Here is a 21,144-nt window from a genome sequence, read left to right as displayed (position 1 = left end):
GTGGGGGCGCGTGTGGGGGGCGCGAACCGGTCAGCGGGCGTCGTCCGGGAGAAGGCGGGCCAGGGTGCGGACCGCCCGGTACTGGAGGGTCTTGATGGCGCCCTCGTTCTTCCCCATCACGCGGGCGGTCTCGGCGACCGAGAGGCCCTGGAGGAAGCGCAGGGTCACGCACTCCTGCTGCTGGGGGTTCAGGCGGCGGACCGCGTCGAGGAGGGCGGCGTTGGAGAGGGACTCCAGGACGGAGTCCTCGGGGCTGCGCTCGACCTCGTTGGCGTCGAGCATCTCGCCTGTGGTGACCTCGAGGCGGAAGCGGCTGGACTTGAAGTGGTCGGCGACCAGGTTCCTGGCGATGGTGACGAGCCAGGCACCGAAGTCGCGGCCCTGCCAGGTGAAGGTGGAGATCCGGCGCAGTGCGCGCAGGAACGTCTCGCTGGTGAGGTCCTCCGCCGTCGCCTTCCCGCCGACGCGGTAGTAGATGTAGCGGTAGACGGTGTCGCTGTACTGGTCGTACAGGCGGCCGAAGGCATCGGCCTCGCCCGCCTGGGCGCGCTCGACCAGGTCCATCATGCGGGCGCTGTCGCTGTCGGCGGTGGGGCGGCGTGCGGGGGTCGAGGTTCCGGAGCGGGCGCTGCGTCTGCCCACGGCGGCGCTGCCGTCGGCCAGGGCATAGCAAGGGCCGGCGGGTGCCGGTGCGGCGAAGGCGAAGGCGGGGACAGGGCCGGCGTACGCGGTGGGGACGAAGCCGCGCAAGTGGTCGAGGACCGTTGCGCGCAGCGTAGCCAGGCCCGAGGTGTCAACCCCGACGTGTGGGTACACGGGACTCCCAGAGGCAGAGCTTCCATCACGTGCAGTGCGGGACCGTTCACCCGTCGTGGCGACGTGAGGGGTCCTTTGTGCGTCTGAGGAGAATAACGCTTCGTACAGGCGGCGCTACACCCAGTTGCTCAAATCACCGCTTACGACGGTTCTGTTACTGGTTGTAGTCGGAATTGCTCGCTGTTCGTGAGCAGTTGTTGATCGGTTTGGTTTCGGGTGTGACTGCGTACACGCTGCGTTGTGCTCAAGTGCGGGGTGCGCGAGTGATCGGGGCCGCTGCGGGGTAAGGAGGCCCGAATGCCTGGGAGTCGACCTGTGCGGTGCTGTTCGACCACGGACGGGTGAGGGCGCCTGGTCCCGGGTTGTCGCAGATGATCGCAGCCGAAACGTATCGGCAGATCCGGAGTGGGAGGCGGCCCCGACCTCAGTGGCGGCGGCGGTGCAGGGCGACCGCGGCGGCCGTGCCGCCGGCCAGCGCGCCCAGGCCCGCGGCGGCGGGGATGCCGACCTTGGCGGCCTTGCGGCCGGTCCGGTAGTCGCGCAGCCGCCAGTCGAGGTCCTTCGCGTGCCGGCGGAGCTTGGTGTCCGGGTTGATCGCGTACGGGTGCCCGACGAGCGAGAGCATCGGGATGTCGTTGTGCGAGTCGCTGTACGCGGCGCAGCGGGCCAGGTCGAGGCCCTCGGCGGTGGCGAGCGCCCGTACCGCCTCGGCCTTGGCGGGGCCGTGCAGCGGCTCGCCGACCAGCTTGCCCGTATAGACGCCGTCCACGGACTCGGCGACGGTGCCGAGTGCGCCGGTCAGGCCGAGCCGGCGGGCGATGATCGTGGCGGTCTCGACCGGAGCGGCCGTGACCAGCCAGACCTTCTGGCCCGCGTCCAGGTGTGCCTGGGCGAGGCCGCGGGTGCCGGGCCAGATGCGGTCGGCCATGTACTCGTCGTAGATCTCCTCGCCGATCGTCATCAGCTCGGAGACGCGGTGGCCCTTGACGATGGACAGGGCGCTGTCGCGGGCGTCCTGCATGTGCTCGGGGTCCTCGACGCCGGCCAGCCGGAACCAGGCCTGCTGCCAGGCGAAGCGGGCCAGTTCGCGGCGCTGGAAGAACTTCCTCTTGTAGAGGCCGCGGCCGAAGTGGAAGATCGCGGCGCCCTGCATGACGGTGTTGTCGAGGTCGAAGAAGGCGGCCGCCCTCACGTCGCCGACGACCGGGAACTCGGGCTCGGGAGGCGCCTCGGCCTCCGCGGTCGCGAGGGCCGCCGCCTCCTCCCGCTCACGTTCCAGCTGGAGCGAGGTCTTGCGCGCTGCCTCGGCAGCGGCCTCGCCTGCGAGGACGCTGCGCGCGGTGGCGGAGCGCCTGCGGGGGGTGAGCCATCCCAGAGCGGCCATGTCCGTGAGCATAGCCAGTCTGTTCGGTACTTCCCGACTTGTGACGATGCCGCGGCGTGAACACTTCGGGGCTCCCCTGTTAATCGGGTCCCGCCGGTGGCGGAGGCCCCCCGTCCGGTGGCGGAGGCCCTCCGCCCGGTGGTGGCGGTCCTGCGCCCGGTCGGCGGGACAGAATGGACGCCATGTTCGGACGGACGAAGAAGAAGACGACGGACGCCGGGTCGCGCACGGTGACGCTGATCGGCAAGCCGGGCTGTCACCTCTGTGACGACGCCCGCGCGGTGATCGAGGCCGTGTGCGCGGAGACGGGGGCATCCTGGGAGGAGAAGGACATCACGCGCGACGAGGAGCTCTACCGGGCGTACTGGGAGCAGATCCCCGTCGTTCTGATCGACGGCGAGCAGCACACCTTCTGGCGCGTGGACGCCGGGCGGCTCCGGCGCGAACTGGGTGCGTGACCGAAAGGCGGTTACCATCGTGGACGTTTTGTTGGGTTTCGGGGGCGCTGTCATGAGGAGTGTGTGCTGTTTTGCCCCCTTCGGGTTCTCAACGCGCTGACGTGCTCCTTGGTTCCGTGGCAACGGGAACCAGCCGCGTGACCCCGGTCACTTTGGCCGGACAAAACGGACACCATCTTTGTGCACGCGTTCACAAAGACATAGCCTGCATTCGACGGGGCGGTCTTGGGACATATGGCCGCCTGCAGCCCCGCTCATCCCGCAGGAGCACCGTGGCAACTGGCCGAACTCACCGACCGGCGACCCGTAGCCGAGGAATTCCCGAGGCCACCGTCGCCCGGCTTCCGCTGTATCTGCGCGCACTGACCGCGCTCTCGGAGCGTTCCGTACCCACGGTCTCCTCCGAGGAGCTCGCGGCCGCTGCGGGCGTCAACTCCGCGAAGCTGCGCAAGGACTTCAGCTACCTCGGCTCCTACGGCACCCGCGGGGTCGGCTACGACGTCGAGTACCTCGTCTACCAGATCTCCCGCGAGCTCGGGCTCACCCAGGACTGGCCGGTCGTCATCGTCGGCATCGGTAACCTCGGTGCCGCGCTCGCCGGCTACGGCGGCTTCGCGTCCCGTGGCTTCCGCGTCGCCGCGCTGATCGACGCCGACCCCGCCATGACCGGCAAGCCGGTCGCCGGGATCCCCGTCCAGCACAGCGACGACCTCGAGAAGATCATCGAGGAGGACGGCGTCTCCATCGGCGTCATCGCGACCCCGGCCGGCGTCGCCCAGCAGGTCTGCGACCGGCTCGTGGCCGCCGGAGTCACCTCCATCCTCAACTTCGCCCCCACCGTGCTCTCCGTGCCCGACGGCGTGGACGTACGCAAGGTGGACCTCTCCATCGAGCTGCAGATCCTCGCCTTCCACGAGCAGCGCAAGGCGGGCGAGGAGTCGAACGCCGAGGCCGCGGCCGAGGCGGAGACCGCCGCCGCCGCCGTCGCGCCGCCGGCCCCCCGTGGCACCACGGGCGGCAGCCGCAAGGGACCCGACGGGGACGTCCCCGCCGTGATGCCGGCATGAGTCTCCTCGTCGTCGGACTGAGCCACCGCAGCGCCCCGGTCTCCATCCTGGAGCGGGCCGCGCTCGCGGCGGACACCCAGGCCAAGCTGCTGCAGGACACCCTCGCCGCCGAACCGGCCGCCGAGGCCACCGTCCTCGCCACCTGCAACCGCATCGAGCTCTACGCCGACGTGGACAAGTTCCACGCCGGTGTCGCCGAGCTCTCCACGCTGCTCGCGCAGCACAGCGGCGTCGGCCTGGACGAACTCACTCCGTATCTCTACGTGCACTACGAGGACCGGGCCGTCCACCATCTCTTCTCGGTGGCCTGCGGGCTCGACTCCATGGTCGTCGGCGAGGGCCAGATCCTCGGCCAGATCAAGGACGCTCTCGCCCTCGGCCAGGAGCAGCACACCGCGGGACGCCTCCTCAACGACCTGTTCCAGCAGGCCCTGAGGGTCGGCAAGCGCGCCCACAGCGAGACCGGGATCGACCGGGCCGGGCAGTCGCTCGTCACCTTCGGTCTCGAACAGCTGGCCGACGTCACCGACATCGACACCTGGGCCAAGGGCAAGCGGGTACTCGTCATCGGAGCCGGCTCGATGTCCTCGCTGGCCGCCGCCACGCTCGCGCGCTCCGGCGTCTCCGAGATCGTCATCGCCAACCGCACCCTGGCCCGCGCCGAGCGGCTCGCGCAGATCCTGAGCGAGCCCGGTGGCACGGGGGTTGCCGCCCACGCGGTCGAGATGGTTGCCGTCGGCGACGAACTGACACGTGCCGACGTCGTCGTCTCCTGTACCGGAGCCACCGGCCTCGTCCTCACCGGCGACGCCGTCGAGACCGCCGTACGGGGCCGCCGTACCCCGCTCGCCCTGCTCGACCTCGCCATGCCCCGCGACATCGACGCCGCCGCGCACCGCGTCCCCGGAGTCCGGCTCGTCGACATCGAGTCGCTCGCCGAGGCCTCCGCCGACGCGCCCATGGCCGCCGACGTCGACCAGGTGCGAGGCATCGTCTCCGACGAGGTGGCCGCCTTCGGCGCCGCCCAGCGCGCCGCCCACATCACGCCCACCGTCGTCGCCCTGCGCACCATGGCCGCCGACGTGGTGGCCAACGAGGTCGCCCGGCTGGAGGGCCGGCTGCCCGGCCTCGACGACAAGCAGCGCGCCGAGATCACCCAGACCGTGCGCCGCGTGGTCGACAAGCTCCTGCACGCGCCGACCGTGCGGGTCAAGCAGCTGGCCAGCGAGCCCGGCGGCGCCGGGTACGCGGACGCGCTGCGGACACTCTTCGACCTCGACCCGGAGACGGTGGCTGCTGTCAGCCGGGCCGACCTGAATGACGCCGACGTCAAGAACCGAGGGCGAGTATGACCGAGAGGGCACTGAGGCTCGGGACCAGGCGCAGCAAGCTCGCCATGGCCCAGTCCGGGCACGTGGCCGACGCCGTCCGGCGGCTGACCGGCCGGCCCGTCGAGCTCGTGGAGATCACGACGTACGGGGACACCTCCCGGGAGCACCTCGCGCAGATCGGCGGCACCGGCGTCTTCGTCGCCGCCCTGCGCGACGCGCTGCTCGCCGACGAGGTGGACTTCGCCGTCCACTCGCTCAAGGACCTGCCGACCACCCAGCACCCCGACCTGGTGCTGGCGGCGATCCCGGAACGCGAGGACCCGCGCGACGTACTGATCGCCCGGGACGGGCTGACGCTCGACCGGCTGCCCCAGGGCGCCCGGGTCGGCACCGGCTCGCCGCGGCGCATGGCCCAGCTCCACGCGTACGCGCGCAGCCACGGCCTGGAGATCACCTGCGTACCGATCCGGGGGAACATCGACACCCGCGTCGGCTACGTACGCAAGGGTGAGCTGGACGCGGTGGTTCTCGCCGCGGCCGGTCTCAACCGCATCGGCGGTACGGAGGAGCTCACCGGCTCCCTGTCGCTCGACCCCCTGTCGGTCGACACCGTCCTGCCCGCCCCCGGCCAGGGGGCCCTGGCGATCGAGTGCCTGGCGTCGAACGCCGCACTCGTCACCGCGCTCGGCGCGCTCGACGACCCGCTCACCCGGGCCGCCGTGACCGCCGAGCGATCCCTGCTCGCCGCCCTGGAGGCCGGCTGCTCCGCACCTGTGGGTGCGCTGGCCGACCTGCTGGCCGACGACCCCGGTCACGGGCAGGTTGTCACCGAAATGCGCCTGCGCGGCGTCGTCGGCACCACCGACGGCTCGACGCTGGTGCAGCTGTCCACCACCGGTCCCGTACCCACCTCGCACGACGAGGCGATGGCGCTCGGACGCGAACTCGCGGACGAGATGCTCGCCAAGGGTGCGGCTGGTCTTATGGGGGAGCGAGCACTTTGAACCCCACACGCCCGACCACCAGCCCGCTGTCCCCGGCCTTCGCCGGCCATGGGCACGTCACATTCCTCGGCGCAGGCCCGGGTGACCCCGGACTCCTGACCCTCAGGGCCGTCGAGGCCCTCGCCGGAGCGGATGTCCTGATCGCCGAGCCGGAGGTGCTCGAGGTCGTTCGCGGCCACGCGCGCGCGGGGGTGAGCACGCCGGAGCTGACGATTGTTGACGAGGCGTCAACAACCGCCGGTGTCCCCGTGTTGAGGGACGCCGCCAATCTTGTCATGGAGGCCGCGAGGGGCGGCAGGCGGGTCGTCCGTGCGGTGACCGGCGACCCCGGCCTCGACGGCAACGCGGGCGCCGAGATGCTCGCCTGCGCCGCCGAGGGCATCCCCTTCGAGGTCGTGCCCGGCGTCGCCACGGTCGTCGGCGTCCCCGCGTACGCCGGTGTCCCGCTGCGCGACGCGCAGGGCACCGACGTCCGCTTCGTCGACGCCAGGACCGCCGACGAGCGGTGCTGGACCGAGGTCGGTGCCTCCGACGGCACCGTCGTCGTGTCCACCTCGCTGGACTCGGTGGCCGCCGCGGCCGGTGAACTGGTGGCGGCGGGCCGCAAGCCCGACACCCCGCTCACCGTCACCATCGGCGGCACCACCACCCGCCAGCGGACCTGGAACGCCACCCTCGGCACCATCGCCCAGGTCTTCAAGCAGGGCAAGGTACTCCCCTCGCCCGAGGGCCACCGGCCGGTCATAGCCGTGGTCGGCGAGCGCAGCGCCCCGGCGCAGCGGGACCAGCTGTCGTGGTTCGAGTCGAAGCCGCTCTTCGGGTGGCGGGTGCTGGTGCCGCGTACCAAGGAGCAGGCCGCGTCGCTCTCCGACCAGCTGCGTTCGTACGGCGCGGTGCCGCACGAGGTGCCGACCATCGCCGTCGAGCCGCCGCGCACCCCGCAGCAGATGGAGCGGGCGGTCAAGGGGCTCGTCACCGGACGGTACGAGTGGATCGCCTTCACCTCGGTGAACGCGGTCAAGGCCGTACGGGAGAAGTTCGAGGAGTACGGGCTCGACGCCCGTGCCTTCGCCGGGATCAAGGTCGCCGCGGTGGGCGAGCAGACGGCCGCCGCGCTCGTCGACTTCGGTGTGAAGCCGGATCTCGTGCCGAGCGGTGAGCAGTCGGCCGCCGGGCTCCTCGAGGACTGGCCGCCGTACGACCCGGTCTTCGATCCGATCGACCGGGTGTTCCTGCCGCGGGCCGACATCGCGACCGAGACGCTGGTCGCGGGGCTCATCGAGCTCGGGTGGGAGGTCGACGACGTCACCGCCTACCGGACCGTACGGGCTTCGCCGCCGCCGGCGGACACGCGTGAGGCGATCAAGGGCGGCGGGTTCGACGCTGTTCTGTTCACCTCGTCCTCGACCGTGCGGAATCTCGTCGGTATCGCCGGGAAGCCGCACAACGTGACCGTGATCGCGTGCATCGGGCCCGCCACGGCCAAGACGGCCGAGGAGCACGGGCTGCGGGTGGATGTTCTCTCGCCCGAGCCGTCCGTGCACAAGCTCGCGGAGGCGCTGGCGGACTTCGGGCTGCGGCGGCGGGAGGCGGCGCTCGAGGCGGGGGATCCGGTGACGCGGCCGTCCGAGCGGCGGCCGGGTGCGCGGCGCCGGCGTACGACGTAGTCGGGTTGCTTGCTTGGGTGCGGGGCCTTTTCAAGGTCCCGCACCCTTTTGCGTTCTGCGGGCACGGGTGGTGCGGGTCGGGGCGCGGGAGCCTGGGCCCGGCAGGGGCGCCGTCCCGTGTGCCCACCCGTCCCGCCCTGCGGGACGATTGCCCACACGGGGGCGGGGGCGGGGGCGGACGCGCGACCGCACGTAGGCGGGGGCCTGACGCGCGACCGCACGTAGGCGGGGCCCCACGCATGCCCACGAGGTGAGGCGGCACGCATGCCCACGGCGTGGGGTGGCACGCATGCCCACGGCGTGGGGTGGCGGCAACAATGTGTCGGTAAGAGCACTGTTTGGGCGGGCGTAGCCTCGGGGGCATGAACTCGTACGGATCCTTTCCCGGGGCGCGGCCGCGGCGGCTGCGGACGACGCCCGCCATGCGGCGGATGGTGGCCGAGACCCGGCTGCACCCCTCCGATCTGATCCTCCCCGCGTTCGTGCGCGAGGGGATCACCGAGCCCGTGCCGATCCAGGCCATGCCCGGAGTCGTCCAGCACACGCGGGACACCCTGCGGAAGGCCGCGGCCGAGGCGCTCGCCGCCGGGGTCGCCGGGATCATGCTCTTCGGCGTGCCCGAGGACGAGAAGAAGGACGCCCTCGGTACGGCAGGCACCGACCCGGACGGCATCCTGCAGGTCGCCATCCGTGACGTGAAGGCCGAGGTCGGCGACGAGCTCGTCATCATGTCGGACCTGTGCCTCGACGAGTACACCGACCACGGGCACTGCGGCGTCCTGGACGCCGACGGCCGGGTCGACAACGACGCCACGCTGGAACGTTACGCCGAGATGGCCCAGGTCCAGGCCGACGCCGGCGTCCACGTGGTCGGCCCCTCCGGAATGATGGACGGGCAGGTCGGAGTCGTCCGCGACGCCCTCGACACCATCGGCAAGGAGGACGTGTCGATCCTCGCGTACACCGCGAAGTACTCCTCCGCCTTCTACGGCCCCTTCCGTGAGGCCGTCGGCTCCTCGCTCAAGGGCGACCGCAAGACGTACCAGCAGGACCCCGCCAACCTCCGTGAGTCGATGCGCGAGCTCGCCCTCGACCTGGAGGAGGGCGCGGACATGGTGATGGTGAAGCCCGCCGGGCCCTACCTGGACGTGCTCGCGAAGGTCGCCGAGTCCGTGGACGTGCCCGTCGCCGCGTACCAGATCAGTGGCGAGTACGCGATGGTCGAGGCCGCCGCCGAGAAGGGGTGGATCGACCGGGAGAAGGCGATCCTGGAGACACTCACCGGCATCCGGCGGGCCGGGGCGCAGATGATCCTGACCTACTGGGCCACCGAGGTCGCGCAGACCCTGGGGTCGGCTCGCCGGTGAGGGCCGTCCGGCGCACCCTGGAGAGGTAGCCGACAGGTACCTCGCTGGAGGTGGTCCTCATGATGCACACGCTTGTCGGATGGCATGTGGAGATGGAGTTCCAGGAGGAGGGTGACCGGACGCGGGCCGCGGCCATGGTCCGGCTCACCGACGGCACCGAGTTCCGGGCACACGGAACCGCCAACCGTCACCCCTCCGATCCGGAGCAGCTGCGGGTGGGTGAGGAGATCGCCGGGGCGCGCGCCCTGATGGACCTCGCTTCCCAGCTGCTCCAGAAGGCGCATACGGAAATCGACGAGGTGTCCGGTCGGACCTCGCACTCCATTCGCTGACGACGAAGCCCCCGGCACGGAATTCCGTGCCGGGGGCTTCGTTTCGAGGCGCCTCGGTGTCAGAGGCGCTCGGGGGTCCGGATGCCCAGCAGGGACATGCCCTGGTGGAGCGTGCGGGCGGTCAGGTCGCAGAGGAAGAGGCGGTTCTCCGCGATCTCCTTCGCCGGCGCCGGCTTGATGACCGGGCACTCCGCGTAGAACGTCGTGTACAGCGACGCCAGCTGGTACAGGTACGCGGTGAGCTTGTGCGGCGCGTACTCGGTGGCCGCCTCGGACACCGTCTCGGCGAACTGGTCCAGGTGCAGGCCGAGCGCACGCTCCGCCGGGGCCAGCGCCAGCTCCGGGTGGGCGAGCGGCACACGGTCGCCCGCCTTGCCGAAGATCGACCTGATCCGCGCGTACGCGTACTGCAGGTACACCGAGGTGTCGCCGTTCAGCGAGACCATCTGGTCCAGGTCGAACTTGTAGTCACGCGCCGCGGACGTCGACAGGTCGGCGTACTTCACCGCGCCGATGCCCACGTACCGGCCGTTCTCGACGATCTCCGTCTCGGTCAGACCCACCTTCTCGGCCTTCTCGCGCACCACCGAAGTGGCGCGGTCCACGGCCTCGTCAAGCAGGTCCACCAGGCGGACCGTCTCGCCCTCGCGGGTCTTGAACGGCTTGCCGTCCTTGCCGAGGACCGTGCCGAAGGCCAGCTGGACGGCCTTCACGTCGTCGTTCAGCCAGCCGGCCCTGCGGGCCGTCTCGAAGACCATCTTGAAGTGCAGCGACTGGCGGGCGTCGACCACGTACAGCAGGGTCGTCGCCTTCAGGTTCCGCACCCGGTCGCGGATCGCGGACAGGTCCGTCGCCGCGTACCCGAAACCGCCGTCGGACTTCTGGACGATCAGCGGGGTCGGGTTGCCGTCCGGGCCCTTCACGTCGTCGAAGAAGACGCACAGCGCACCCTCGGAGCGGACGGCGACGCCCGACTCCTCCAGGAGCCGGCAGGTCTCCACGAGCATGTCGTTGTAGCCGGACTCGCCGACCACGTCGGCGTCCCGGATGTCCATGTCGAGCTTGTCGAAGACCGAGTAGAAGTAGATCTTCGACTCGTCGACGAACCGCTGCCAGAGCGCGAGCGTCTCCTCGTCGCCGGCCTGCAGGTTCACCACGCGCGCGCGGGCCCGCGTCTTGAACTCCTCGTCGGAGTCGAAGAGGGCGCGCGAGGCCTTGTAGAGCCGGTTCAGGTTCGACATGGCCTCCTCACCGGAGATCTCCGCGCCGTCCTCGGCCTTGTGGTCCAGCTCGTGCGGGTGCTCGATCAGGTACTGGATGAGCATGCCGAACTGGGTGCCCCAGTCGCCGATGTGGTGGCGGCGGACCACGCTCTCGCCAGTGAACTCCAGGATCTCGACCATCGCGGCGCCGATCACGGCGGAGCGCAGGTGCCCGACGTGCATCTCCTTCGCCACGTTCGGCTGGGCGTAGTCGATGACCGTCGTGCCCGCCGACTCGTTGAACGGCACGCCGAGCCGGGCGTCGGCGGCGCGGGCCGCGAGGGTCCGCACGATCGCCGCGTCCGTCACCGTGATGTTCAGGAAGCCGGGGCCCGAGACCTCGATGTCCTTCAGGACGTCGTTCTCCGGGATCGCCGCGACGACCCGGGTCGCCAGCTCACGCGGATTGCCCTTGAGCTGCTTGGCCAGCGCCAGGATGCCGTTGGCCTGGAAGTCGGCCCGGTCGCTTCGTCGCAGCAGCGGGTCGGCGGACGCGGCCTCCGGCAGGGCTGCCGTGAGTCCGTCCGCGAGGCGCTGCTGCACGGTCGAAGCGAGGGAAGGGACCGAGGCCATGAGCTTCCGTTCCTGTTGAGTTCGTCAGGTCTGATTCGCTTGTCAAGTGTCCCATGGGAGCGCAACGTGATTTCCCCGCCTGTGGACAACCCCGGAGAGTGTCGTTCCGTCTGGGAGAATGGCTCAGGCAGAGCTTGTCAGGCAGCACCCCTCAGGAAGAAGGACGTACCGACCGTGGCTCAGAGCAGCACCGAGACCGACTGGGTCTCCCGTTTCGCGGACGAGGTCATCGCCGAGTCGGAGCGACGTGCGCCTGGCAAACCGGTCGTCGTCGCCTCCGGCCTCTCCCCGTCCGGCCCGATCCACCTGGGCAACCTCCGCGAGGTCATGACCCCGCACCTGGTCGCCGACGAGATCCGCCGCCGCGGCTACCAGGTCAGGCACCTGATCTCCTGGGACGACTACGACCGCTACCGCAAGGTGCCGAACGGCATCGAGGGCATCGACGCGTCCTGGGCCGAGCACATCGGCAAGCCCCTGACCTCCGTCCCGGCCCCCGTCGGCTCGCCCCACCCCAACTGGGCCGAGCACTTCAAGGCCGCCATGGTCGAGTCGCTGGCCGAGCTGGGCGTCGAGTACGACCCCATCAGCCAGACCGAGCAGTACACCGCCGGTGCCTACCGCGAGCAGATCCTGCACGCCATGAAGCACCGCGGCGACATCGACGCCATCCTCGACCAGTACCGGACGAAGAAGGCGCCGAAGAAGCAGTCGCAGAAGCCCGTCGACGAGGCCGAGCTGGAGGCCGAGGAGGGCTCCGGCGCGGCGAGCGAGGACGACGGCTCCGGCGGCGCCTCCGGCTACTTCCCGTACAAGCCGTACTGCGGGCAGTGCGAGAAGGACCTCACCACGGTCACCTCGTACGACGACGAGACCACCGAGCTCGCCTACACCTGCGTGAACTGCGGCTTCGGCGAGACCGTGAAGCTCAGCGAGTTCAACCGCGGCAAGCTGGTCTGGAAGGTCGACTGGCCGATGCGCTGGGCGTACGAGGGCGTCATCTTCGAGCCCTCCGGCGTCGACCACTCCTCGCCCGGCTCGTCCTTCGTCGTCGGCGGCCAGATCGTCCGCGAGATCTTCGACGGCGTCCAGCCGATCGGCCCGATGTACGCCTTCGTCGGCATCAGCGGCATGGCCAAGATGTCCTCCTCGCGCGGCGGCGTACCGACCGCCGCCGACGCGCTGAAGATCATGGAGGCGCCGCTGCTGCGCTGGCTGTACGCGCGCCGCAGGCCCAACCAGTCCTTCAAGATCGCCTTCGACCAGGAGATCCAGCGGCTGTACGACGAGTGGGACAAGCTGGAGGCCAAGGTCGCCGACGGCACCGTGCTGCCCGCCGACGCCGCCGCCCACTCCCGCGCCGCCCGCACGGCCGTCGGCGAGCTGCCGCGCACCCCGCGCCCGCTGCCGTACCGCACGCTCGCCTCGGTCATGGACATCACCGCGGGCCACGACGAGCAGACCCTCCGGATCCTCACCGAGCTCGACCCGGAGAACCCCGTCACCTCCCTCGACGAGGTCCGGCCGCGCCTCGACCGCGCCGAGAACTGGATCACCAGCCAGGTCCCGGCCGACCAGCGCACCATCGTCCGCGACGAGCCGGACGCCGAGCTCCTCGGCTCCCTCGACGACGAGGGCCGCGAGTCGCTCCGGCTGCTCCTGGAGGGCCTCGACACCCACTGGTCGCTCGACGGGCTCACCACCCTCGTCTACGGCGTCCCGAAGGTCATGGCCGGTCTCGACCCGGAGGCCAAGCCGACGCCCGAGCTGAAGCTCGCGCAGCGCGCCTTCTTCGCCCTGCTCTACAAGCTCCTCGTCAGCCGGGAGACCGGGCCGCGTCTGCCCACGCTGCTGCTCGCCGTGGGCGCGGACCGGGTGAGGAAGCTGCTCGGCGCGTGAGCGCGTGAGCATGTAAGTACCTGACAAGGAGAAAGGGCCGCCTCCCGGAGTTCGGGGGCGGCCCTTTCGGCTGTCTTCAGTTGGGTCAGGGGGTGTCGAAGTCGGCCATCTCCTGCTGGATCCGCTGCTGGATCGCGGGGGTCAGCCGGTGCAGCACGTCGGTGTCAGGGAACTCCGGCATGCCGTAGTGCGCCGCGACCAGCTGCTCCAGCTCGGCCGCGCTGGGGAACTGCTTGTTCTCGTGGCTGTAGGACCACGTCAGCTTGTAGACGGTCTCCTCGAAGTCGTCGGCCGGCGGCTCCGGATCGACGTACTCCGGGTACGGCTCGAAGCCCTCGGGACCCTGTTCCTGGCGGGGGTCCGCAAGCGGCATGTCCTCCGGGCCGAGCGGGATGGCCACCGGCGTCGGCTCCAGGCCCTCGGCGATCTGCGGCGCGTACGCCGTCTCGTGGGCCTCCGGCGGGAGCTGCTGGGCGTGGAACCAGGGGCTGCCGTTGACCAGGTGTTCGCCCGCCGGGACGTCCGGCTGCCCCGGTGCTTGCGGGAGCTGCTGCGGCGGGCCCGCCTGCGCCACCGTCGCCGACTGCAGTTGGGGCTGCGGGGACTGCTGAGGCAGCTGCTGCGCGGGTGCCTGCTGCTGCGGGGGCAGGAGAGCCGGCTCGATGCCCGCCGCGGCGAGGCCCGCCGCCGCCGTCTCCGCCAGGGGGACGCCGTACCGGGCGAGACGCAGCGGCATCAGCGCCTCCACCGGGGCCTTCCGGCGCCAGCTCCGGCCGTAACGGGCCTGCAGCCGCGCCTGGTAGATCAGCCGCTCCTGCTCCAGCTTGATGACCTGGTCGTACGAGCGCAGTTCCCACAGCTTCATCCGGCGCCACAGGCGGAACGTCGGCACCGGGGACAGCAGCCAACGGGTCAGCCGCACGCCCTCCATGTGCTTGTCCGCCGTGATGTCCGCGATCCGGCCCACCGCGTGCCGCGCGGCCTCGACGGCCACGACGAACAGGATCGGGATCACCGCGTGCATCCCGACGCCCAGCGGGTCCGGCCAGGCGGCCGCGCCGTTGAAGGCGATCGTCGCCGCCGTCAGCACCCAGGCGGTCTGGCGCAGCAGCGGGAACGGGATCCGCAGCCACGTCAGCAGCAGGTCCAGGGCGAGCAGCACACAGATGCCCGCGTCGATGCCGATCGGGAAGAAGTACGAGAAGGTGCCGAAGCCCTTCTGCACGGCGAGCTCGCGCACCGCGGAGTACGACCCCGCGAAACCGATCCCCGCGATGATCAGCGCACCGGCGATGACGAGGCCGATGAGTATCCGGTGTGTGCGTGTCAGCTGCATCGCGGCCACCCGCGATCCCCTCCCCGTCATTCGACATCCCGCGCGCACAGAGTGGCACATGTGTGCGGAGCCCGGCCCCCGGGGGAGGGACGGGCTCCGTACGGACGTGCCGGACTGTGCGGGTTTGTGCCTACTTGTTCAGGCCTACTTGTTGGCGGCGGCCACCGCGGCCACGGCCTCCTTGGCCGCCTTCACCGCGCCGTCCACGATGGTCTTCTCCGACGGGGTGGGCGCGCCCGCGTACCCGGCGCCGTTGTACGAGAGCAGCACCAGGACGTTGCCCGCACGCGCCACGACGGCGCCGTAGACGAAGTCCTCGTCGGTCTTGCGCAGCTGGTACGTGACGGTCTTGGCCTCGTCGCCGATGCCCGTCGCCGTGGTGGTGCGGAGCTTCTTGGCGCCCTGGGTGCCCTGGACCTTGGCGAGTTCCTTCGCCAGGTTCTCCTGGGCGCGCTCCTGGCCGCTGCCGAGCACCGCGTCCGACTCGTACCGGTAGAAGGACACGTCGAGCCAGCGGTACTGCGAGCCCTTCACGCCCTTGTCCGCGAGACCGTTCCACGAGCAGCCGCCACGGCTGGCGAGGTCGCTGGAGACGGCGGGCGTGCCGTTCTTGGTCTTCGCCTTCGGCACCAGCGATTCCGTGGTCTTGGCCGCGATCGACTTGCAGGCCTGGGGCAGCTCCGCGAACTTCGCCGGCTCGACCTTCTTCGTCGTCTGGGACGGCGAGGGAGTCGCGGACGCCGACGCGCCGGCCTTGTCCTTCGATCCCGTCTTGCCGGAGCCGCTGTCGCCGGAGTCCGAGGAGCAGCCGGCGACGACGAGCATCACCGGGACGGCGGCGCAGGCGAGTATGCGGGTGAGTCGCGGGGCTGATCGCTGCATGGTTCCTTCAGTCGCTTGTCGTACGGTCCTGCCGGGGTCCGGCGGCCACGGGCACGGTGCGGATGGGCCACGGTACGCCGACACGTTACGTGCTCGCCGTCCGCTCACGGAGCGGAGCGGGACGGCTACTCCTCAAGGCGCTCGGCGAGCAGCCGGGCCAGATTCCGGGCCTTTTCCTGCAGTTCCGCGCTGTCCGGGGCCTCGGCGGAACCGGTGGTCTGCTCACGGTAGGAGACCGTCACGATGACGTTGGATGTGCGGAACACCACGCTGACGACCCGCTGGTGGCTGTTGGCCCCGACGGCGCTGACGACGTCGTCCAGGTACGCGATGTCCCCGAGGCCTTCGAGGACGCGGGGCTCCAGACCGGTGGAGGCCGGGTCGGGAGTGGTCGGGTCGCCGGTGGCGGTGCCGCCGGTGGCACCGGCCGTCGGGGACTTGGCCGTCGGGGTGCTGTTCGGCGGGGCCGTCCTGCCGGGTGGGGTCTTGCCCGGGGTTGTGCCCGGCGCGGTCGTCGAGGTCGAGGCCGGGGCCGTCGCCGAGGCCTGGTCCGTGGGGGTCGGCGGGACGGTCGGGGCCAGCGGGATGCCCGCCGCGAGCTGCTTGCGGGTGTACACCTCCTGCGCCCGGTCGTCGTCGCTGACGGCGGTGTCGTAGGACACGACCCGCTCGACGTCGAGCACGAGCCGGTGCGAGGTGTCCGGGGTGTCGGCCCGCCAGGTGCAGCCGACCCGCCGGTCGGTGTCGTACGTGACGGCGGCGGTGCCGCGGTACGCCTTGTCGCGCTCGCGGTCGGCCAGCGTGGCGGCGCCGGGGAGCAGGTCCCTGAGCGTGGCCTGTGGGACGGAGCCGCAGGGCTCGAAGAGCGTGCGGTAGCGGCCGGGGGGCGCCACCGGGGCGGCGGGGCCGGCCTTGGCGTCGACGGCGATGTCGTCCACCGGGGTGCCGGCGGAGCATCCGGTGAGACCGATCCCGAGGCCGAGGCCGAGGGTGAGGACGACGGCGGTGCGAGCCGCGGACCCGGTGCGGCCGGGGGTGTACCTCTTTCGCTGCACGGTCCCAGGCTCCCTTCTCCCGAAGTCTTTCCCGAAAACTGTTTGCCGCGCGAACCCGGCCGATGGACACAATGTCTATCGCACACGCAGCTGTTGATGCCGGTCCGCTGTCACCTGTACGGGCTTTGGCTCCGGTTTTTGCGTTATCAGACTTTTCGGGGGAATCGAGGGAGTATGTCGTACGTAGAGGTGCCTGGGGCGAAAGTACCGATCCGGATGTGGGCCGACCCTGCCACGGTGGAGGGCGGTGCGATGCAGCAGCTGCAGAACGTGGCGACGCTGCCGTGGATCAAGGGCCTGGCCGTGATGCCGGACGTGCACTACGGCAAGGGCGCGACGGTCGGTTCGGTGATCGCGATGCAGGGGGCGGTCTGCCCGGCGGCGGTCGGTGTGGACATCGGCTGCGGCATGTCGGCGGTCAAGTCCTCGCTGACGGCGAACGACCTGCCGGGCGATCTGTCGCGGCTCCGGTCGAAGATCGAGCAGGCGATTCCGGTGGGCCGCGGGATGCACCGTACGGAGGTGGATCCGGGGCGGCTGTACCAGTTCCCGACCGGGGGGTGGGACGACTTCTGGTCGCGGTTCGACGGGGTCGCGGACGCGGTGAAGTTCCGGCGAGAGCGGGCTGCCCAGCAGATGGGAACCCTTGGCTCGGGAAACCACTTTGTTGAACTTTGCACCGATTCGTCTGGCTCGGTGTGGCTCATGCTGCACTCCGGGTCCCGGAACATCGGCAAGGAGCTCGCCGAGCACCACATCGGGGAAGCGCAGAAGCTGCCCCACAACCAAGGGCTCGTCGATCGTGACCTGGCGGTCTTCGTCGCGGACACCCCGCAGATGGCCGCCTACCGGCACGACCTCTTCTGGGCACAGGAGTACGCCAAGTACAACCGCGCGATCATGATGGCTCTGTTCCAGGAGGTCATCCGGCGGGAGTTCCGCAAGGCGCGGGTGACCTTCGACCAGGTGATCTCATGCCATCACAACTATGTGGCGGAGGAGCGCTACGAGGGCATGGACCTGCTGGTCACGCGGAAGGGCGCGATCCGGGCCGGGTCCGGGGAGTTCGGGATCATCCCGGGTTCGATGGGCACGGGCTCGTACATCGTGAAGGGCCTGGGGAACGCGGCGTCCTTCAACTCGGCGTCGCACGGAGCCGGCCGGAAGATGAGCCGGAGCGCGGCGAAGAAGCGCTTCTCGACGAAGGACCTCGAGGAGCAGACGCGGGGCGTCGAGTGCCGCAAGGACTCCGGGGTCGTGGACGAGATCCCGGGCGCCTACAAGCCGATCGAGAAGGTCATCGACCAGCAGCGGGACCTTGTGGAGGTCGTCGCCAAGCTGAAGCAGGTCATCTGTGTGAAGGGCTGAGTCGCCGCCCGAGGGGGGCGCGGGACGCGAGCAGGCCGGTGCGGACGCGCCGGCCTCTTCTCGTGGCCTCAGAGCTCGCGGTGGACCTTGGTGTTGGACGCCTGGGCTCGGGGGCGGACGACGAGGAGGTCGATGTTGACGTGCGGGGGGCGGGTGCAGGCCCAGGTGATGGTGTCCGCTACGTCGTCCGCCGTGAGCGGCTCGGCCACGCCCGCGTAGACCTTGGCGGCCTTGTCGGTGTCGCCGCGGAAGCGGGTGGTGGCGAACTCGTCCGTCTTCACCATGCCGGGGGCGATCTCGATGACGCGGACCGGGGTGCCGACGATCTCCAGGCGGAGGGTCTCGGCGAGCACGCGGGCGCCGTTCTTGGCCGCGACGTAGCCGGCGCCGCCCTCGTAGGTGGAGTGGCCGGCGGTGGAGGACAGGACGACGACCGTGCCGTCGCCGCTCGCGGTGAGCGCGGGCAGCAGGGCCTGGGTCATGTGGAGGGTGCCGATGACGTTGACCTCGTACATCTGGCGCCAGTCGGCGGGGTCGCCGGTGGCGACCGGGTCGGCGCCGAGCGCGCCGCCCGCGTTGTTGACGAGGACGGCGAGGGTGCGGAACGCGGTGGCGAACTCGTCGACGGCGGCGCGGTCGGTGACGTCGAGGGCGTAGGCGGCGGCCTGGTGGCCGGCCTCGTTGATCTCGGCGGCCAGGGCCTCGACGCGGTCCTTGCGCCGGGCGGTGAGGACCACGCGGTAGCCGGCGGCGGCCAGCTGCCGCGCGGTGGCGGCGCCGATTCCGCTGCTCGCTCCGGTGATGACGGCGATGGGGGTGCCGGGGGCAGTCATGACGGGGTGCTCCTCGCGCGGGTGGTCGATGACGTCGATCGCCCGGCCAGGATAGGCGGGGGCGCCGGTCAGTGATCTCGGGGGGCGTACATGATCACGGCCATGCCGGCGAGGCAGACGAGGGCGCCGATGACGTCCCAGCGGTCGGGCCGGTAGCCGTCGGCCGCCATGCCCCAGGCGATGGAGCCGGCGACGAAGACTCCGCCGTAGGCGGCGAGGACGCGGCCGAACTCGGCGTCGGGCTGGAGGGTGGCGACGAAGCCGTAGACCCCGAGGGCGAGCACTCCGGCGCCGATCCAGATCCAGCCGCGGTGCTCGCGGACGCCTTGCCAGACGAGCCAGGCGCCGCCGATCTCGAAGAGTGCGGCGAGGGCGAAGAGGGCGATGGATCGGGCGGTCAGCATGGCGGCAGCCTGCCACGGGTCCGGGGACACGCAGGCTGATGGGTTGTCAGAATATCGGATGGTGTGTGGGTATTTTGGGCCCCATGCGTGGAATGCGGAAGGGTGTGCTCGGGGTCGCTCTCGCGGCCGCGGTGGTGATGGGCTCGGCTGCCGGGGCGAGTGCGGGTGCCGACGCCGGTGTCGGTGTCGGTGTCGTGGGGCCGGAGGCCGGGGTCGAGGCGGATCTGGCTCATCACGGTCATGTCTCCCTGTGGGACGGGAGGGTCGGTGTCTGGCTGGTCAGCGAGAACCACGGCCCCTCCCACCTCTCCCAGGCGACGGTCCGGCTCGCCTTCTCCGAGCCGATGGCGGGCGGCCAGGAGCTGCCCCAGACGTGCCTGTGGAGCAGCGACCGGGTGGTGTCGTGCCGGACGGGCGAGCTGCGGGCGGTGGGGGGTATCGGTGAGCTGGCGCTCGACCTGCGGACCGCGGGCTTCCCGGACGAGCTGACCGTGGAGATCACCACGGCCTGGCGGGACGGGGTGACCGACCGGAACCCGGCGAACGACCGGCACCGGGTTCTCGTGCTCTCGACCGGGGACCCGTACGTCTTCTGAGCACGGCTCCTGATCGCCGCTCCGGTTCAGCGGCGCGTCCAGTGGACGTAGCCGTCGGGGCGGACCAGTACCGCCGTCCGTCGCGCCGGGTCGGTCCACGTGGCCCGTACGAGGCGCGCCGGGGAGACGGGTGCGGTCCCGGGCAGGGCCGGGGGCTCGCCCGCCGGGGCGATCAGGACGAACTCGCCCCCGCGCAGCAGCTCGTAGAGCCGTCCCTCGCGCAGGCGCAGGTCCGGCGCGCGGCGGCCCGCGGGGCGGCCGGAACCCGCCGGCGGCGCGTACGCGATGCCGATTCCGCTGATCATGCCCATGGCGCGGGCCGAGGCGGGCCGCACCACGTTCAGGAAGCGGGCGGCGAGGGCGCGGGCGGCCCGGGTGAGCGGGGTGTGCGCCATCGCGAGGCGCACGATCGCACCGCTGCTGCGCAGCACCATGGTGCCGACCGGGTGCCGCTCGGACTGGTAGCTGTCCAGGAGCGCCTCGGGGTCGGGGGCCTCGCCGCGCAGGACGGCGATGAGCTTCCAGGAGAGGTTGGCGGCGTCCTGCAGACCGGTGTTCATGCCCTGGCCGCCGGCGGGGGAGTGGACGTGGGCGGCGTCTCCGGCGAGGAAGACCCGGCCCACCCGGTAGGCGGGGGCCTGGCGCTCGTCGCTGTGGAAGCGGGAGATCCAGCGGGCGTCGTGCATGCCGTAGTCGGTGCCGAGGGCGCGGCGGGCGATCTCGCGGACCTCGTCGAGGTCGACGGGCTCGCTGTCGGCGACCTGGCGGGTGCGGCTCCAGCCCATCACCCGGTACCAGCCGTCGCCGAAGGGGGCGAGGAAGGCGAAGGTGTCGCCGGAACCGCTGACGGTGAACAGGCTGCCGGGTTCCTCGGTGAGGCGGACGTCGGCGAGGACCATGGAGCGGATCACGGAGCTGCCGGGGAACGGCAGGTTCAGGGCGGTGCGGACCGCGCTGCGGACGCCGTCCGTGCCGACCAGGTGGCGGGCGCCGAGGGTGAGCGGCTCGCCGTCCGGGCCGGTGAGCTCCGCGGTGACCGTGTCGGTGTCCTGGTGCAGTCCGCGCAGCTCCGTGCCGTACCGGAAGGTGACTCCGGCCTCCCTCGCGCGGCGCTCCAGGAGGCGCTCCACCTCGTACTGCGGGGTGACGAGCAGGTGGTTGAAGCGGCTGGGGAGGCGGGAGAGGTCGAGGTCGAGCCGGCCGAAGAGCCGGGCGCGGGGGAGGGGCGTGCCCTTGGTGAGGAGTTCGTCCGCGAGGCCCCGGGCGTCGAGCTGCTCCAGGGTGCGGGCGTGCACGCCGAAGGCGCGGGTCATGTTGCTCAGGCCGTGCGGGCGGCGCTCGACGAGGGTGACGTCGATGCCCGCGGCGGCGAGGTCGCCGGCGAGGAGCAGGCCGGTGGGGCCGGCGCCGATGACGAGAACGTCCGTGTCGGTGGTGCGCATGGTGCTCATGGCTGCCTCCAGGGGGCCCACGTCCGTTGGCCAACACCTGTTGGTCAACGCTTGTTGGC

General features: G+C 71.1%; 19 protein-coding genes. 10 read left to right on the top strand and 9 right to left on the bottom strand.

Going from position 1 to position 21,144, the window contains the following annotated elements:
• Positions 1-30: 30 nt before the first annotated feature.
• Both ACIA8N_RS26665 and ACIA8N_RS26660 read right to left on the bottom strand, forming a co-directional pair.
• A complete protein-coding gene (locus ACIA8N_RS26665) occupies positions 31-816 on the bottom strand; it encodes an ECF subfamily RNA polymerase sigma factor, BldN family (RefSeq protein ID WP_359210279.1) in 786 nt (261 codons plus the stop codon).
• 424 nt (positions 817-1,240) lie between these two features.
• Positions 1,241-2,200 (bottom strand): HAD-IB family hydrolase, encoded by a 960-nt coding sequence (locus ACIA8N_RS26660; RefSeq protein ID WP_365778233.1) that lies wholly within the window; start codon positions 2,198-2,200, stop codon positions 1,241-1,243.
• A 173-nt stretch (positions 2,201-2,373) separates the two neighbouring features.
• Here ACIA8N_RS26660 and ACIA8N_RS26655 point away from each other — a divergent pair, with 173 nt between their 5' ends.
• The 7 genes from ACIA8N_RS26655 to ACIA8N_RS26625 all read left to right on the top strand — a co-directional run bounded on the left by ACIA8N_RS26655 (position 2,374) and on the right by ACIA8N_RS26625 (position 9,426).
• On the top strand, positions 2,374-2,658 hold the full coding sequence (locus ACIA8N_RS26655; protein WP_030546855.1) for a glutaredoxin family protein: 285 nt from the start codon (positions 2,374-2,376) through the stop codon (positions 2,656-2,658).
• Between the two features lie 272 nt (positions 2,659-2,930).
• Positions 2,931-3,725: a redox-sensing transcriptional repressor Rex gene (locus tag ACIA8N_RS26650; RefSeq protein WP_365778235.1), complete on the top strand. Its 795-nt coding sequence runs from the start codon at positions 2,931-2,933 to the stop codon at positions 3,723-3,725.
• Positions 3,722-5,077 (top strand): glutamyl-tRNA reductase, encoded by a 1,356-nt coding sequence (locus tag ACIA8N_RS26645; protein ID WP_365778237.1) that lies wholly within the window; start codon positions 3,722-3,724, stop codon positions 5,075-5,077. The genes ACIA8N_RS26650 and ACIA8N_RS26645 overlap by 4 nt, the downstream gene beginning before the upstream one ends.
• Positions 5,074-6,060, top strand: coding sequence for a hydroxymethylbilane synthase (hemC, locus tag ACIA8N_RS26640; protein ID WP_365778241.1), 987 nt, complete (start codon positions 5,074-5,076; stop codon positions 6,058-6,060). Before ACIA8N_RS26645 ends, hemC begins: the two co-directional genes overlap by 4 nt.
• Positions 6,057-7,727, top strand: a complete 1,671-nt coding sequence (locus ACIA8N_RS26635) for a uroporphyrinogen-III synthase (RefSeq protein ID WP_365778243.1) — start codon at positions 6,057-6,059, stop codon at positions 7,725-7,727. The genes hemC and ACIA8N_RS26635 overlap by 4 nt, the downstream gene beginning before the upstream one ends.
• A 362-nt stretch (positions 7,728-8,089) precedes the next feature.
• Positions 8,090-9,094 (top strand): porphobilinogen synthase, encoded by a 1,005-nt coding sequence (gene hemB / locus ACIA8N_RS26630; RefSeq protein ID WP_365778245.1) that lies wholly within the window; start codon positions 8,090-8,092, stop codon positions 9,092-9,094.
• A gap of 62 nt (positions 9,095-9,156) precedes the next feature.
• The gene (locus tag ACIA8N_RS26625) at positions 9,157-9,426 is read left to right on the top strand and encodes a DUF1876 domain-containing protein (protein ID WP_030546842.1); all 270 of its coding nucleotides are present in this window, start codon (positions 9,157-9,159) and stop codon (positions 9,424-9,426) included.
• Between the two features lie 59 nt (positions 9,427-9,485).
• Here the strand turns inward: ACIA8N_RS26625 and argS are convergent, their stop codons facing one another.
• Complete coding sequence (argS, locus tag ACIA8N_RS26620; RefSeq protein WP_365778247.1) at positions 9,486-11,261, bottom strand: arginine--tRNA ligase; 1,776 nt, start codon at positions 11,259-11,261, stop codon at positions 9,486-9,488.
• 174 nt (positions 11,262-11,435) lie between these two features.
• On the opposite strand from argS, the gene lysS reads away from it, so the two are divergent.
• On the top strand, positions 11,436-13,160 hold the full coding sequence (lysS, locus tag ACIA8N_RS26615; RefSeq protein ID WP_365778249.1) for a lysine--tRNA ligase: 1,725 nt from the start codon (positions 11,436-11,438) through the stop codon (positions 13,158-13,160).
• A gap of 85 nt (positions 13,161-13,245) precedes the next feature.
• Here the strand turns inward: lysS and ACIA8N_RS26610 are convergent, their stop codons facing one another.
• The 3 genes from ACIA8N_RS26610 to ACIA8N_RS26600 all read right to left on the bottom strand — a co-directional run bounded on the left by ACIA8N_RS26610 (position 13,246) and on the right by ACIA8N_RS26600 (position 16,433).
• Positions 13,246-14,505 (bottom strand): DUF2637 domain-containing protein, encoded by a 1,260-nt coding sequence (locus tag ACIA8N_RS26610; protein WP_365778251.1) that lies wholly within the window; start codon positions 14,503-14,505, stop codon positions 13,246-13,248.
• A gap of 135 nt (positions 14,506-14,640) precedes the next feature.
• Positions 14,641-15,378, bottom strand: coding sequence for a DUF3558 domain-containing protein (locus ACIA8N_RS26605; protein WP_365778253.1), 738 nt, complete (start codon positions 15,376-15,378; stop codon positions 14,641-14,643).
• 125 nt (positions 15,379-15,503) lie between these two features.
• On the bottom strand, positions 15,504-16,433 hold the full coding sequence (locus ACIA8N_RS26600; RefSeq protein ID WP_365778255.1) for a DUF3558 domain-containing protein: 930 nt from the start codon (positions 16,431-16,433) through the stop codon (positions 15,504-15,506).
• A 174-nt stretch (positions 16,434-16,607) separates the two neighbouring features.
• On the opposite strand from ACIA8N_RS26600, the gene ACIA8N_RS26595 reads away from it, so the two are divergent.
• A complete protein-coding gene (locus tag ACIA8N_RS26595; RefSeq protein WP_365778755.1) occupies positions 16,608-17,801 on the top strand; it encodes an RtcB family protein in 1,194 nt (397 codons plus the stop codon).
• Positions 17,802-17,869: 68 nt separating this feature from the next.
• Here ACIA8N_RS26595 and ACIA8N_RS26590 read toward each other — a convergent pair whose 3' ends face one another.
• The gene (locus tag ACIA8N_RS26590; RefSeq protein ID WP_365778257.1) at positions 17,870-18,634 is read right to left on the bottom strand and encodes an SDR family NAD(P)-dependent oxidoreductase; all 765 of its coding nucleotides are present in this window, start codon (positions 18,632-18,634) and stop codon (positions 17,870-17,872) included.
• A 68-nt stretch (positions 18,635-18,702) separates the two neighbouring features.
• Positions 18,703-19,038 carry a YnfA family protein gene (locus tag ACIA8N_RS26585; RefSeq protein ID WP_365778259.1) on the bottom strand — a complete coding sequence of 112 codons (336 nt, stop codon included), beginning with the start codon at positions 19,036-19,038 and terminating at the stop codon, positions 18,703-18,705.
• A gap of 83 nt (positions 19,039-19,121) precedes the next feature.
• Here ACIA8N_RS26585 and ACIA8N_RS26580 point away from each other — a divergent pair, with 83 nt between their 5' ends.
• Positions 19,122-19,634 (top strand): hypothetical protein, encoded by a 513-nt coding sequence (locus tag ACIA8N_RS26580; protein WP_365778261.1) that lies wholly within the window; start codon positions 19,122-19,124, stop codon positions 19,632-19,634.
• Positions 19,635-19,660: 26 nt separating this feature from the next.
• Here the strand turns inward: ACIA8N_RS26580 and ACIA8N_RS26575 are convergent, their stop codons facing one another.
• A complete protein-coding gene (locus ACIA8N_RS26575; protein ID WP_365778263.1) occupies positions 19,661-21,085 on the bottom strand; it encodes an FAD-dependent oxidoreductase in 1,425 nt (474 codons plus the stop codon).
• Positions 21,086-21,144: the final 59 nt, after the last annotated feature.

Source organism: Streptomyces sp. NPDC051822, assembly GCF_044452745.1.
Taxonomy (GTDB): Bacteria; Actinomycetota; Actinomycetes; order Streptomycetales; family Streptomycetaceae; genus Streptomyces.
This window is presented reverse-complemented; position numbering and strand designations above follow the sequence as displayed.